General features: G+C 68.9%; 10 protein-coding genes and 1 pseudogene. 9 read left to right on the top strand and 2 right to left on the bottom strand.

The features are described from left to right. The coding region (locus CVO76_RS00980) for an aldehyde dehydrogenase (NADP(+)) (protein WP_208740370.1) at positions 1 to 1,582 on the top strand (1,582 nt) is incomplete at its 5' end. Between the two features lie 66 nt (positions 1,583 to 1,648). After that, positions 1,649 to 2,917 carry an enolase C-terminal domain-like protein gene (locus CVO76_RS00975; RefSeq protein WP_208741655.1) on the top strand — a complete coding sequence of 423 codons (1,269 nt, stop codon included), beginning with the start codon at positions 1,649 to 1,651 and terminating at the stop codon, positions 2,915 to 2,917. A 119-nt stretch (positions 2,918 to 3,036) separates the two neighbouring features. On the opposite strand, the gene CVO76_RS00970 is transcribed toward CVO76_RS00975, so the two are convergent. Further along, a complete protein-coding gene (locus tag CVO76_RS00970; RefSeq protein WP_244186128.1) occupies positions 3,037 to 5,493 on the bottom strand; it encodes a glycosyltransferase family 2 protein in 2,457 nt (818 codons plus the stop codon). A gap of 200 nt (positions 5,494 to 5,693) precedes the next feature. Between CVO76_RS00970 and CVO76_RS00965 the strand changes: the two genes are divergently transcribed. Beyond that, positions 5,694 to 7,256 (top strand): chitinase, encoded by a 1,563-nt coding sequence (locus CVO76_RS00965; RefSeq protein ID WP_208740369.1) that lies wholly within the window; start codon positions 5,694 to 5,696, stop codon positions 7,254 to 7,256. A gap of 33 nt (positions 7,257 to 7,289) precedes the next feature. On the opposite strand, the gene CVO76_RS00960 is transcribed toward CVO76_RS00965, so the two are convergent. Further along, positions 7,290 to 8,105, bottom strand: coding sequence for a DeoR/GlpR family DNA-binding transcription regulator (locus CVO76_RS00960; protein ID WP_208740368.1), 816 nt, complete (start codon positions 8,103 to 8,105; stop codon positions 7,290 to 7,292). Between the two features lie 235 nt (positions 8,106 to 8,340). Between CVO76_RS00960 and CVO76_RS00955 the strand changes: the two genes are divergently transcribed. The 6 genes and pseudogenes from CVO76_RS00955 to CVO76_RS00930 all read left to right on the top strand — a co-directional run. Next, positions 8,341 to 9,621 (top strand): ABC transporter substrate-binding protein, encoded by a 1,281-nt coding sequence (locus CVO76_RS00955; protein WP_208740367.1) that lies wholly within the window; start codon positions 8,341 to 8,343, stop codon positions 9,619 to 9,621. 69 nt (positions 9,622 to 9,690) lie between these two features. After that, on the top strand, positions 9,691 to 10,620 hold the full coding sequence (locus tag CVO76_RS00950; protein WP_133080185.1) for a carbohydrate ABC transporter permease: 930 nt from the start codon (positions 9,691 to 9,693) through the stop codon (positions 10,618 to 10,620). A 1-nt stretch (position 10,621) separates the two neighbouring features. Next, entirely contained in the window at positions 10,622 to 11,467 is an 846-nt protein-coding gene (locus CVO76_RS00945) for a carbohydrate ABC transporter permease (RefSeq protein WP_208740366.1), read from the top strand. A gap of 55 nt (positions 11,468 to 11,522) precedes the next feature. After that, complete coding sequence (locus CVO76_RS00940) at positions 11,523 to 12,386, top strand: ketose-bisphosphate aldolase (RefSeq protein ID WP_208740365.1); 864 nt, start codon at positions 11,523 to 11,525, stop codon at positions 12,384 to 12,386. A 43-nt stretch (positions 12,387 to 12,429) separates the two neighbouring features. Then, a complete protein-coding gene (locus CVO76_RS00935) occupies positions 12,430 to 13,629 on the top strand; it encodes an ADP-dependent glucokinase/phosphofructokinase (RefSeq protein ID WP_208740364.1) in 1,200 nt (399 codons plus the stop codon). Then, positions 13,626 to 14,242, top strand: a pseudogene (locus CVO76_RS00930) (class I mannose-6-phosphate isomerase); the annotation flags it as partial. The gene CVO76_RS00935 and the pseudogene CVO76_RS00930, both read left to right, overlap by 4 nt.

The raw sequence follows: 14,242 nt of genomic DNA, 5'->3' as shown, positions 1-14,242 counted from the left end.
CGCCGTCACCGGCCGATCCATCATCGCGGGAACCCCCGTCACCGGATCCGCCGGCACCATCCGTGCCGTCGATCCGGCCACCGGGCAGGACCTCGAGCCGGCCTTCGGCCTGGTGACCGGAAGCGAGCTCGAGGCAGCGACGACGGCGGCAGCCGAGGCCTTCGACGTGTATCGCGCCACCAGCCCGGAGGTGCGGGCCGCCCTCCTCGAGCGCATCGCGGACACCATCGACGCGCTGGGGGACGAACTGACCGAACGCGGCGTCCTGGAAACGGGACTCCCTGCCGCCCGCCTGTCCGGTGAGCGCGGCCGCACCGTGGGCCAGCTGCGCCTCTTCGCGGGCGTCGTCCGCAACGGCGACCACCTGCAGGCCCGGATCGATCCCGCACAACCGGACCGCTCGCCCGTGCCGCGGGTCGACATCCGCCAGCGGCACATCGCGCTCGGTCCGGTGGCCGTCTTCGGAGCCAGCAACTTCCCCCTGGCCTTCTCCACAGGAGGCGGCGACACCGCCTCGGCTCTCGCCGCCGGGTGCCCCGTCGTCGTGAAAGCCCACAACGCTCACCCCGGGACCGCCGAGCTCGTCGGCCAGGCCATCAGCCAGGCGGTTGCCGAGAGCGGCCTGCCGGCAGGCGTCTTCTCCCTCGTCTTCGGCGCCGGGGCCTCGGTCGGGCAGGCGCTGGCCGCCGATCCGCGCATCAAGGCCATCGGCTTCACGGGTTCGCGCGCCGCAGGCATCGCCCTGATGACGACAGCGGCAGCGCGGCCCGAGCCCATTCCGGTCTACGCCGAGATGTCCTCCATCAACCCGGTGATCGCCCTGCCGGGAGCACTCCTCGCCGACCCGCAGGGGCTCGCTGCCGGTTTCGTTGCCTCCCTCACCATGGGGGCCGGCCAGTTCTGCACGAATCCCGGACTGGTCTTCGTGCCTGTCGGGGCCGACGGGGACGCCTTCGTCTCCGCGGCCGCTTCCCTGCTCGGCGACGCACAGGGTGCCACCATGCTCACCGCTGGGATCGCCGCGTCCTGCCAGGCCGGGATCGACGGTCTCCGGACGAGGAACGGCGTGGACCTGGTCACGGAAGGTCGGCCGGGCGATACCGAGAACGCCCCCGCACCTGCCCTGTTCAGTACCTCGGCCAGCACCTTCATCGCCGACCCGACGCTCCAGGAGGAGGTCTTCGGATCAGCGGGAGTCCTCGTCCGCTACGCGAGCGAGCAGGAGCTGCGCATGGGCCTGGAAGCATTGCAGGGCCAGCTGACGGCGACGGTCCATGCGGCGGACAGCGACCATCCGACCGCAGCGGACCTCCTGCCCGTGCTCGAGCGCAAGGTCGGGCGCATCCTCTTCAACGGCTGGCCCACCGGGGTGGAGGTGGGCCACGCCATGGTGCATGGCGGCCCCTTCCCTGCGACCTCGGATTCACGCTCCACCTCGGTGGGGACGCTCGCCATCGCCCGCTTCCAGCGTCCGGTGAGCTACCAGAATCTTCCCGACGCCGTCCTTCCGGCAGCGCTGCAGGATGCGAACCCGTGGTCGCTGAACCGTCGGATCGACGGCACGGTCCGGGCAGAGGGCTGAACCGTGTCCGATCAGGCACCCGTCATCACATCGGTCGAGGTCGTGCCGGTCGCCGGCTACGACAGCATGCTGCTGAACCTCAGTGGCGCGCACGGCCCGTTCTTCACCCGCAACATCGCGATCATGACGGACAGCAACGGACGCACGGGCCTCGGCGAGGTGCCGGGCGGTGAAGCGATCCGCGCCACGATCGAGGATTCTGCGGCACTCCTCGCGGGCCGACCGGTCGCGGCGTACCGCAGCCTGCTGCGGACCGTCGCCCGGACCTTCGCCGATCGGGACGCCGGAGGGCGGGGACTCCAGACCTTCGACCTCCGCACCACCATCCATGCCGTGACCGCCCTGGAGTCCTGCCTGCTCGATCTGCTCGGACAGCATCTGGACGTTCCCGTCGCTGAACTCCTCGGCGACGGCCAGCAGCGCGACCGCGTCCAGATGCTCGGCTACCTCTTCTTCATCGGTGATGCGGGAGCGACGGACCTGCCCTATCTCGACGGCGACGACCCGTCGGACCGGTGGGGTCGGCTCCGGCGCAGCGAAGCGATGACGCCCGACGCCGTCGTGGCACTGGCGGAAGCCGCACAGGAGCGGTACGGGTTCCAGGACTTCAAGCTCAAGGGCGGCGTCCTCGCCGGCGACGAGGAGATCGCTGCGGTCACGGCGCTCGCCGCCCGCTTCCCCGACGCTCGCATCACCCTCGATCCCAACGGTGCGTGGTCGCTGGCCGAAGCCGTGCGGCTGTGCTCGGGTCTGGAGGACGTCCTCGCCTACGCGGAGGACCCGTGCGGCGCGGAGAACGGATTCTCCGGTCGTGAGGTCATGGCGGAGTTCAAGCGGGCCACGGGACTGCAGACGGCAACGAACATGGTGGCCACCGACTGGCGGCAGATGGCCCACGCCATCCGTTCGAACGCCGTGGACATCCCCCTGGCCGATCCCCACTTCTGGACGATGCAGGGGTCCGTGCGGGTGGCGCAACTGTGCGACGACTTCGGGCTGACCTGGGGCTCCCACTCGAACAACCACTTCGACATCTCCCTGGCCATGTTCACCCAGGTCGGTGCGGCAGCACCGGGGCGGGTGACGGCTCTGGACACGCACTGGATCTGGCAGGACGGCCAGCCCCTCACGAAGCAGCCGCTGCAGATCCAAGGCGGCTACATCGAGGTGCCGGCCCGCTCCGGCCTGGGCGTGGAGCTCGACCGGGATGCGCTGCAGTCCGCCCACGAACTGTATCTGCAGCACGGGCTCGACGCCCGGGACGATTCGGTGGGCATGCAGTTCCTCCTCCCGGGCTGGGCCTTCAACCCGAAGCGGCCGGCACTGCAGCGCTGAGCGGCCGGTCCACCGGCAGGAGAACGAAGACGCCCCGGGATGGACTCCCGGGGCGTCTTCATGCGCGGACGATACGATCTCGCGGCTCCCGAGGTGGAGCCGCGGGGCCGACAGGTGCCCTACCGCACCCCCGCACGACGACGGCGGTCGTTGCCGGACCGCAGGTCCCGGTTGAGGCGGCGGTCGCCGTGGTACAGGATCGACTCCCAGTCGGCTTCCTCGGCCGTCTTCGCGATGACCTTCGACTCCTCGACCTTCTTCGTCCGCGGCGACACGTACAGCCAGTTCAGGACGCCGAGCCCCATGTCGACCATCGAGTTCTTGATGCCGATGTACGCGCGGATGGCGCCGGCCGCGAGCAGCGCATTGAGCCCCGCGAAGACGGCGTTGCCCCAGTTCTGCTCCATCACGTCGCGGGCCAGGGTGAGCAGCGAGAACGCCACGATCGCGTACGGGATCACCACGTAGAGGCCCGGCGCCGCGGTGCGGTCCTTGACCTTGGGCGTGCGGACGAACGGAATCTTCTCCCCCGTGAACGCCTGCTGGATGGACTTCAGCACGCCCGCGAGGTTGACGGGCAGCAGCACGAGGTTGAAGCCGTAGATCCGGAAGATGTCCGAGAAGCGGTGCCCGCAGTCGCGGAGGTCGCTGCCCATGGCCAGGAAGTACGGGGCAGCGGCCAGGAAGACGACCGGGCTCAGGAGCCTGCTGTCGTAGGGGTAGGCGAGCAGGAACAGTAGCCCGAAGCTCGCCCAGGCGATGGACGCCATGTAGTTGACGCGCAGCAGCACCTCGCGGGCGAGGACCTGCTCGCGGAGGTGGCGGCGCCGTCGTAGCTGGTTCCACAGCTTCGGCAGGATCAGCAGGCCACCGTTGGCCCAGCGCCGCCGCTGCACCACGAGGGAGCCGAAGTCCGGCGGCGTGGCGCTGTAGCTGAGGCGCTCGGGGTAGTTCATGAGCGTCCAGCCGTGCGTGCCGAGGTCCACGCTGGACTCGGTGTCCTCGATGACCGTGCGGTCCTGGATGTACGTCTTGATCTCGAAGCCGCCCACGTTGTCGACCTCGACGATGTCCTCCACCGCGCGCTTCCGGATCACGGCATTCGCACCCACCCAGAAGGTGGCCCCGTAGTAGGACATGCCCTGGTGCAGGATGTGCTGGATGTCCGTCGTCGCGCCGGCTACCCGCTCGATGCGCGTGGGCGCTCCGCGGAAGGACGAGTACGGCGTCTGCGTGACGGCGATGCGCTCGTTGCCAGGGGATTCGAGCAGGTGCACGAGCCGCAGGCAGTAGTCGCGCAGCAGCAGCGAGTCGGCGTCGAGGGTCAGGAGGTAGGTCGAGTCGGGCACGTCGAGGACGTCGTCGGCCACGTCACCGCCGTCCGCCGCACCCATCGGCCGCAGCACCGTCCCGGCGGCGGTGTGCTCCTTCTGCCACCGCTGCCCCATGAGGGAGATGTAGGCGTTGAGGTTCATGGCCTTGTTCGCCTCGTGGGACAGGGACGCGTAGGCCTTCCGCTCGAACGTCTCGAGCCGCGTGTTGAAGATCCGCACCAGCCGCACGTACAGCTCGCGGACGCGTGCCGGCTCGGGCGCCTGGGACTGCGCATGGGCGGCGTTGAGTGCGTAGATGGTGAGCCGCAGTTCGCGCGCCAGGCCCATGATCACGAGGTCCACGAAGAACTCGTCCACGTGGTCCTCCACGCGCTCGGCGTCGGCCATGTCCTCGAGCCACGCCGCGGCGTCCTCGTAGGCGGCGATGACCGCCGGCAGTTCGGAGCACGACGCGTCGTCGCCGTCGTGGGCGGCCAGTCGCGCCTCGAACGCGGCCAGTGCCGCGGTCGCGCGGGTGGAGGGCTCGAGCAGGCTCGATTCGATCTCGAAGCTCAGCGCCCGGGTGGCGTCCAGGCGCTGGCGGACCGCGGGGTCGGTGGGATGCGGCGGATCGTCGAGGAGCAGCACCACGCGGATGTTGGGGAACTCCTGCAGCGCGGCGGACCACAGCGTCGCGCGCACCACCGCGGGCTCCTCCGCGTACGAGGGGACCAGCACGGTGATGCCCTCGTGGTGGTCGGCGAAGTGGCGGTCCAGCTCACCGCGTGGCACGCGCTTGTGGTCCCGGAACCGGTACAGCGCCCCCTGGCGCGCCAGCAGGTACATGAGCGCGGAGAACGTCAGGAACGTGACCACGATCAGGTACGACGTCGCCTCCACCTGGAACCGGAAGCCCGCGTTCGGGTTGTTGGCGAACTGGCGCAGGATCGTCGTGACGATGTAGGTGAGCCAGGCGAGCACCGTGATGACGATGCCGAGCCGGCCCAGGGCGATCTTCCGCGAAGACGGCGTCGGGTGCACGATCGACAGCGGCTCCGAACGCCGCTCGGCACCCCACTGGCGTCGGCGCGGCGGTGCCGTATCGGGGGCGGCCGCGGCCGCCAGCTCGAGGATGGCGGTCTGGGCGGCGGGCGACGACGGCATCGCGGACGCGCCGGCCGCATCGGCCGGCGCTGCGTCGGACTGCGCTCGTGCCTGTCGTCTGGAGGCTCGGTACTCGGCGGCATCGCGGGATCTGGACATTGCTTCCTCGGCGGTCGTGGGACGGGTGAACGCCTTCCATCGCCCCGGCGGCAGACAGCGTCACTCTCCACCATCGGCCCGCATCGGTTCGGCGTTAGCGACAGGGGTGACGGCGGCCCTTTTTTCCCCTACGCTTCAAGCGTCTCGCGCATCCGAAGTGCGCTCTCCCGCCTCGTTCGAGGCTGTCATCTGGGGTTCCTGTGTCTGCTCGTTTTCCTGGCCGGAAGCTGTCCGTCGTCCGCCTCGCTGTCCTGTCCGTCGTGCTCGGCGGTGTCGCCGTCGGCGGCCTCACCGGCTTCAACCGCTGGGAGGACGCCAAGTCCGCCGAGAGCACCGGTGCCTTCTTCGCCGGCTACGTCGACGTGACGGCCACGCCCGCCTACGCGTTCGAGGTCCCGTCCGCGGACGCGGGGAACTCGGTGATGCTGTCCTTCATCGTGGCCTCGACGACAGACCCGTGCGAGCCGTCGTGGGGGACCTTCTACGGACTCGACGAGGCAGAGGTGGCGCTCGATCTCGACCGGCGCGTGGCCCGCCTGGTGCAGGACGGCGGCGAGGTGACCGTCTCGTTCGGCGGCCTGCTCAACGACGAGCTCGCGACCGCGTGCACCGACCCCGAGGACCTGAAGGACGCGTACGAAGCCGTCGTCGACCGGTACTCGCTGTCCACGGTGGACCTCGACATCGAGGGCGAGAACCTGAAGGACACCACCGCCGGGGAGCGCCGCGCGCAGGCCATGGCCGCCCTGCAGGCCGAGCGCGCCGACACCGACACCCCCCTGAATGTCTGGCTGACCCTGCCGGTCGCGCCCACGGGACTGACCGCCGAGGGGACCGCCGCCGTCGCGCAGTTCCTCGAGGCCGGCGTGGACCTCGCCGGCGTGAACGTCATGACGATGGACTACGGGGGAAGCCGCCCGGAGGGCACGGACATGCTCACGGCGTCGCAGAACGCGGCCGATGCCACCCACCGCCAGGTGCAGGTGCTGTACGAGCGGGCCGGCAAGGAGCTCGGGCCGCAGGCAGCGTGGCGGAAGATCGGCCTCACGCCGATGATCGGGCAGAACGACGTCAAGGGCGAGGTCTTCACGCTCGACGACGCGAAGGCCTTCAACACGTTCGCCGCCGAGCGCGGTGTGGGGCGCATGTCCATGTGGTCGCTCAACCGCGACGGCACCTGCAGCGAGAACTACGCCGACACCACGGTGGTCTCCGATGCGTGCAGCGGAGTCGACCAGCAGGGCATGCTCTTCGCACCGCTGCTCGGTGAGGGCTTCACCGGCCGCGCAGCGACGCTCGCCGAGGTGCCGGTGGCCGAGGAGTCGCCGGAGGCCCTGGTCGAGGACGATCCCGAGACGAGCCCCTACCCGATCTGGTCCGACGTCGGCACCTACCGCGAGGACGACCGCGTGGTGTGGCAGGGCAACGTGTACGTGGCGAAGTACTGGACGCAGGGCGACCTGCCCAACGATCCGGTGCTGCAGGCGGAGGAGACCCCCTGGACGCTGCTCGGGCCGGTGCTGCCCGACGAGCGTCCCGTTCCCGCGGTCACCGCTCCCGCCGACCTGTACCCCGCGTGGGATCCGGCCGCGGTGTACGAGCGGGGCGCCCGCATCCTCGTGGACGGCCGCGTGTACGAGGCGAAGTGGTGGAGCCAGAGCGACAGCCCGGAAGCCGCCGTGCAGGGCTCGGACGCCTCACCGTGGCAGAAGCTCGACGACGCCGCGCTCGTGAAGATCATCGAGGAGAAGGCGGGCTCCTAGCAGGCCGGTCCGCGGACCGGGGCGGGCTGGGAGTCAGCCCGCCTCGGGCACCAGCACCGTCACCCCCGCCGCCTCGAGCGCCGCCGCGAGCGCGGGATCGGGAGCCTTGTCCGTCACCAGGTAGTCGGCACCCTCCAGCGGGACGATCTGCGCGAACAGCCGGCGGCCGAGCTTGGTGGAGTCCGCGAGGATGGCGGTGCGATCCGCCCGGCGCACCATGTCGGCCATCATCGTCGCGTCACCGAGGTTCGACGCCGAGTAGCCGGACACGTCCACGGCTCCGACGGCGATGAGCGCGATGTCGCAGCGGATGTCCACCTCGGGCGTGTTCGCGTTCATCCTGAGGGTCACGGGACCCGTGGTCGCCTGGGTCAGGGTGCGCACGGCTCCGCCGAACAGATAGAGATCCCGGAACACCGCCGGCGAGATCTCGGCCGGGATGCGCAGGTTGTTCGTGGCGATGGTCAGGTTGCGGTGGTTCCGCAGGGCCCGCGCCACGGCGAGGCTCGTGGTGCCCGCATTGATCATCAGCACCGATCCGTCGGTCACCAGTTCGACGGCGAGCTGGGCGATCGCCTCCTTCTCCGCGGTCTGCATGCTGAGCCGCACGTCGATCTCCCGGTCGCGCCCTGCCCGCTCGGCGGCGCTCACGGCCCCTCCATGGGTACGGACCAGGACGTTCTCGCGGTCGAGCTGGTCGAGGTCCCGCCGGATGGTGTCGATGGACACATCGAAATGGGCGGCGAGGTCCGCGACCGTCACCCGCCCCACCTCGTCGACATAGGCGGCCAGATCGGCCTTCCTGCCCGCCGGGAGGCGCCGCGAGCGCTGCAGTTCCTGCGAAGTCATGCACCCATTCGTAACACACGCCCTGCAGAAGATGCAGCATAACCGCATGAAACTGCAGACTCTGGCGCCTTCAGTGGGCATCCGATACCGATCCGACGCGTAATCGCGACCCGGAAACCCTTGACGGAGGAGCAGGAGCAAGTGCACACTCGTGGTGAAAGACGCAAGAAACAGCATAAGCGAGCGAAATCCTGCACTATCTCAACGAGGAGACCTGATGTCCACCCATCGGCGTATGCGTAACCGAGTCACCCTGTTCACGGGCATTGCCACCACCGCGGTATCGATCGTCGCGCTCACCGGCTGCGGTTCAGGCGGTTCGAGCGGCGCCGAGGAAGCGGGCGGAGATGTCACCATCGAATTCGCCCAGTGGTGGGAACCCGAACTTCCCGACGGCGAGTTCCGCGCCCTCATCGACACGTTCGAGGAGGCCAACCCGGAGATCACCGTCGACCTCGTCAGCGGCCCCTACGCCTCCACCAAGGAGCAGTTGTTCGCGGGAGCCGCCTCCGGGACCATGCCGGATGTCGTAGGCCTGGACGGCGCCTGGGTCAGCGACTTCGCCGAGCAGGGTGTCATCGCCGACCTGACCCCGCTCCTGGACGAGGCCGGCTTCGACGACAGCCAGCTCGTGAGCCAGGTCAAGGTCGAGGACAAGACCTACATGGTCCCGGTCGTGAACTTCGTCTATCCCATGTTCACCAACGACGACCTCCTGTCCCAGGCCGGCGTGGCAGCACCTCCGGAGACCCGCACCGAGTTCGCCGATGCGGCCGGCAAGGTCTCCGACCTCGACGGCGACGCCTCCGGCTGGGTGCTCCCCCTCTCCCTCGAGGCTCCGAACGGCGTGCAGAACGACGTCATGTCCTGGGCCTGGGCCTCGGGCGGCACCATGCTGAAGGACGGCCGGCCGGACCTCACCAACGAGGACGTCACCTCCGCCGTCGACTTCATCGGGGGACTCTGGGACGACGGCGTGATCGCCCCCGGCAGCTTCACCATGAAGGAGCAGGACAAGGTCGAGGAGTTCACCAACGGCCGCGTCGGCATGATGATCGACTCCCTCGCGCACATCAACCTGATCCGCGAGACCAATCCGGATCTCAACTTCTCCATCTCCGCCGTGCCGGCAGCCGACGACTACTCGGGCGAGCGCGGCATCCCCTACGCCTCCTGGGGCATCGGCGTCGCCGAGAACTCCGAGCACAAGGACGCGGCCGCGAAGCTGGTCTCGTTCCTGATGAGCGAGGAGACCAACTCCGAGCTCTCCACCATGGCGAACGCCTTCCCCGGCAACACCGAATCGGTGCCCGCGTTCGTCGAGGACGACGACCTGTTCAAGAAGGCCTTCGACATCTACCAGGCGGGCTACCCCGCGAACGAGTTCGTCGGCCTGCCCGTGGCCGAGGAACTGATGCGCCAGCTGGGTGCCCAGCTGCAGTCCGCCCTCGATGGCCAGCAGTCCCTTTCCGAGGCGCTCGAGAAGGCGCAGACGGAATGGGAAGGCGAGTTCTAGGTCCTCCACACACCGGATCGGGCATCGCTGTCCCCACGCGGTGCCCGATCCCCCACAAAGGTCGTCCCCATGAGCATCCGCACCTTCACCGCTCCAGACCCCGAGACCCTGGTCAACGGAGCCCAGCCCCCCAAGAAGCGCCGCCAGCTCCGCCGCGCCGGCGAGTCCTACGGCTTCCTGGCCCCTACCCTGATCCTGCTGCTCGTCCTCATGATCGTGCCGATCGTGATGGTCGTCGGCTACTCCTTCCAGGACAACGTGATCCTGAAGTCGTCCTCGGAGTTCACCGGGATCGCCAACTACGTCACCGTGCTGACGGACCCGGGCTTCTGGAAGGCCACGGGCAACACCCTCTACTTCTGCCTCATCAGCGTCGCCGCGCACCTCGTGCTGGGACTCACCTTCGCGATGCTGCTCAACAGCCGCCTCATCAGCGCACCGTCCCGGGCGTTCTTCCGGGCCCTGTACGTCCTGCCGTGGCTGTTCACGGCGGCCGTCATCGCAGTGCTGTGGAGGATGCTCCTGTCCCCCAACGGCATCGTGAACTTCCTGCTGGACACCGACGTGGAATGGCTCGCCTCCCCGCAGCTCGCCCTCGGTACGGTGACGTTCATCAACATCTGGGCCGGCTACCCGTTCTTCATGGTCAGCCTGCTCGCGGGCCTGCAGGGCATCCCGCAGGATCTGCACGAGGCGGCGAGCATCGACGGCGCGAGCCCCGTGCAGCGCTTCTGGAACGTCACCATCCCGCAGCTCCGCCCGATCATCGTCAGCCTGCTGCTGCTCGACCTCATCTGGACCTCGCAGCAGTTCGCCCTCATCTGGCTGACCACCGGCGGCGGGCCGATCGACGTCACCGAGATGCTCAGCACCTACACCTACAAGCTCGCCTTCGCCAACTACGACTTCTCGCTCGCGGCGACCTCCGCCGTCCTGGTGCTGCTGCTGTCGATGGTGCTGGCCGTGCTCTACGTACGCCACCAGAAAGCAAGGGATTGACATGGCGCTCACCACGCAAGGCCGGACCCGCCTGGCCCGCTCCGGGGTGCTGGCAGGACTCATCCTCGGCGCCGTCTTCGCCGCCGGGCCCGTCCTCTGGATGCTCTCGAGCTCGTTCAAGTCGAACACGGAGATCTTCGAGCTCCCACCGCGGCTGATCACCGGTTCGTTCTCGTTCGACGCCTACACGGCGATCCTCACCGACTCCGAGACGCTCCGGTTCTTCTTCAACAGCTACCTCGTGGCCGGCGCGGTGACCATCCTGACGCTGCTGGTCGCGATCCACGCCGCCTACGCGTTCAGCCGCTTCGAGTTCCGCGGCAAGCGGGTGCTGAACGTCGTCATCATCAGCGTCCAGGCCGTCCCGCCGATCACGCTGCTGATCCCGTACTTCGGGCTCGTCGTCGGGCTCGGCCTCTACAACACCTACCCCGGCCTGATCCTCACCTACATGGTGTTCACCCTGCCCTACGCCATCATCATGATGACCGGCTACCTGAACACCCTGCCGCGCGAACTCGACGAGGCCGTCCGCGTGGACGGCGCCGGCTCGCTCACCGCCCTCTGGCGGGTCCTCGTGCCCATCTCGGTGCCGGGCATCGTCTCGGTCGGCATCTACACCTTCATGATCGCGTGGAACGAGTACCTCTTCGCGCTGACCCTCACCCGGACCACCGAGATGCGCACCGTGCCCATCGGGATCCAGCTCCTCATGGGGCAGCACTCCTACGAGTGGAACCAGATCATGGCGATGAGCATCCTCGGGTCCATCCCGGTGCTGATCCTCTTCCTGGTGCTCCAGCGCTACTTCATCAGCGGCCTCACGGCCGGTTCGGTCAAGAGCTGACCCCTGTCCCCCGTCCGATCCATCCCGCGCACGTCATCTATCAAGGAGAATCACTGTGCTGTACACCGGTAAGTCCATCCTCGACATCGCCAACGAACACAACTTCGCCATCCCCGCCTTCAACATCAGCGACTGGGCCATGTTCAACGGCGTCATGGACGTCAGTGAGGAGAAGGAGGCCCCGGTCATCATCGCGATCCACCCGGACGAGGTCTCCCACATCACCACCGACCTGATCGCCGCGATGCGCAGCCGCGCCCACCGCTCCAGCGTCCCCGTGGCCATCCACTGGGACCACGGCGGAACCTACGAGCAGATGATCACCGCCATCCAGGCCGGCTTCACCTCGGTCATGATCGACGCCTCCCTGCTGCCCTTCGACGAGAACGTCGCGCTGACCCGCAAGGTCGTCGAGGCGGCGCACGCCGTCGGCATCCAGGTGGAGGGTGAGCTCGGCACCATCGGCGCCAATGACAGCTACGGGGAGTCCGGCGCCGCGGAGATCATCTACACGAACACCGACGACGCCGTGCGCTTCGTGAAGGAGACCGGCGTGGACAGCCTCGCCATCGCGATCGGCACCTCCCACGGCCTGTACCCGGCGGAGAAGAACCCCGAGCTGCGCCACGACCTCCTCGAGGAGATCAAGGCGGCCGTCGGCATCCCGCTCGTCCTCCACGGCGGCTCCGCGAACCCCGACAGCGAACTGGCGCGCGCCGTGAGCCTCGGCATCAACAAGATCAACATCTCGAGCGACATCAAGGTCTCCTACCACAACGCCATGCGGCGGATCCTCGGGACCGACGAGCGCCTGCGCGAGCCGAACGCCATCCAGCCCGAGGCCATCGCGGCGCTGAAGGTCACCGCCGCGGAGAAGATCGAGCTGTTCGGCGCGGACGGCAAGGCCAAACTGTACTGAGGACTGCATTCACGCGACGGAGAACGGGAAGGGGATCGGTGCCATGGGAACCACGCTCGTGCTCGGGCTCGGCGGAACCGTCGACTACGAGGTGCGCTGGGATGCGGCGGTCGTCGAAGCCCTGGCCTCGCGGTTCGGCATCCGCGGGGCGGAGCTCACCACCATGGCACCGATCGTCGACGAGCGGTCGCTGGTGGTGACCATCCTCGCCTTCGTCCAGGACGGCGCCGGCGGCGAGCGCTTCGTGGTCTCCTCCGACGTGGTCAAGGACTTCTCGGAACGCTTCGCCACCGAGATCACCCTCGGTGGCACCGGGGTGCGGGCGGGCATCGCGCTCGACCGCCTGGGGATCCCGAGCGTCCAGCACCTCGTCAGCATCGACGACAACGTGCGCCGGCTGCTGCCGGGATCGATGTCCTACGTCAGTTCCGCGACGGAGGACACCCTCGATCCGCACCTGATCGTGCAGTACCCCGCCGGGACGGTCATCCGGCTCGACGACGGGGAGATCGTGTCGCCGTCGTCGAACCGGCTGATCTTCGCGAACGATCCGCCGAACCGCAGCATGGCGATCGCGCCGGAACTGGGGAAAGCGCTCGAGGACGCCGCGGCCCTGCTGGTCTCGGGCTTCAACACCATGCAGGACGAGGACCTCCTGGAGCGCCGCCTCACCGAACTCGACACGGCGATGGACCGCCTGCCGTCCGACGCGCTCGTCTACTACGAGGATGCCGGCTTCTACGTGCGGCGGTTCGCCGAGCGGATCTGGGCCCACCTGCTGCCGCGCATCGACGTGTACGGCATGAACGAGGACGAGCTGCAGGAGTACGTGGCGCGTCCCGTGGACCTGCTGAACGCCAGGGACGTCGCCGCGGCCCTCCTCGAGGTGCACAGCCTCATCCCGGTGCCGGCGCTGCTGGTGCATACGCAGCACTGGGCCATCGCCGTCGGACCCGCCGCCGGCCGGCACCGCGACGCCGTCGCGAACGCCGTGCAGATGGCGGCCACGCGCTTCCGGCTGGGCGACGGTTTCACGGCGGCCGACTTCGAGGCGACGGCGCTCCTCTCGCACAGCGTGCGGGGCGAGGACGTGGTGGACGGCGTGGAGCGGATGATCCCGGGCTCGGTGGGCGTGCCCGCCTTCCGGATCGACACCGTCACGCCGACGACGATCGGGCTGGGTGACAGCTTCGTGGGTGGCTTCCTGGTGGTCCACGCGCCGGTGCGGGAGCCGCAGCCATGATCGAGCGGCTGCCTTCGAACCGGCCGCCGGAGCGCTTCTACCGCGGCGGTGCGCGCATCTCCGCCTTCCGCGGGGAGCCGTCCGCGGCCGAGTTCGAGCCGGAGGACTGGATCGGCTCGACGACCACGATCTTCGGCGAGGCGGACCTCGGGCTCACCCGCCTGGCGGACGGCACGCTCCTGCGCGATGCCGTCTCGTCGGATCCCGGGTACTGGCTCGGGAGGGAGCACGCAGCCCGCTGGGGCAGTGACGTCCGGCTGCTGGTCAAACTGCTCGACGCCGGCCAGCGCCTGCCCGTGCATGCCCACCCCGACGACGCCTTCGCCGCCCGGCAGCTCGGGCACGGCCACGGCAAGGCCGAGGCCTGGTACATCCTGCAGGGTGGCACGGTGCACCTCGGGCTCACGCGGGATGTTAGCGAAGCGGAACTCGCCTCCCTCGTCGAGGCACAGGACGTCGAGGCGCTCCTCGGACTGCTGCACGAGGTCGACGTCGCGCCGGGCGATGTGGTGTGGGTGCCGCCGGGCGTGCTGCACGCGATCGGCGCCGGGGTGCTGCTGCTGGAACTGCAGCAGCCCGAGGACCTCTCGATCCTGCTGGAGTGGCGGGACTT

The sequence above is a fragment of the Arthrobacter agilis genome (genome assembly GCF_002953615.1).
Taxonomy (GTDB): domain Bacteria; phylum Actinomycetota; class Actinomycetes; order Actinomycetales; family Micrococcaceae; genus Arthrobacter_D; species Arthrobacter_D agilis_B.
The sequence above is the reverse complement of the archived record's forward strand: the minus strand, read 5'-3'. Positions and strand labels throughout refer to the sequence as shown.

Bases quoted from the DNA above. Each gene is read 5' to 3' on its own strand.
- CVO76_RS00975 (WP_208741655.1), top strand. From the start codon at position 1,649: ATGCTGCTGAACCTCAGTGGCGCGCACGGCCCGTTCTTCACCCGCAAC.
- CVO76_RS00970 (WP_244186128.1), bottom strand. From the start codon at position 5,493: ATGTCCAGATCCCGCGATGCCGCCGAGTACCGAGCCTCCAGACGACAG.
- CVO76_RS00960 (WP_208740368.1), bottom strand. From the start codon at position 8,105: ATGACTTCGCAGGAACTGCAGCGCTCGCGGCGCCTCCCGGCGGGCAGG.
- CVO76_RS00955 (WP_208740367.1), top strand. From the start codon at position 8,341: ATGCGTAACCGAGTCACCCTGTTCACGGGCATTGCCACCACCGCGGTA.
- CVO76_RS00950 (WP_133080185.1), top strand. From the start codon at position 9,691: ATGAGCATCCGCACCTTCACCGCTCCAGACCCCGAGACCCTGGTCAAC.
- CVO76_RS00945 (WP_208740366.1), top strand. From the start codon at position 10,622: ATGGCGCTCACCACGCAAGGCCGGACCCGCCTGGCCCGCTCCGGGGTG.
- CVO76_RS00935 (WP_208740364.1), top strand. From the start codon at position 12,430: ATGGGAACCACGCTCGTGCTCGGGCTCGGCGGAACCGTCGACTACGAG.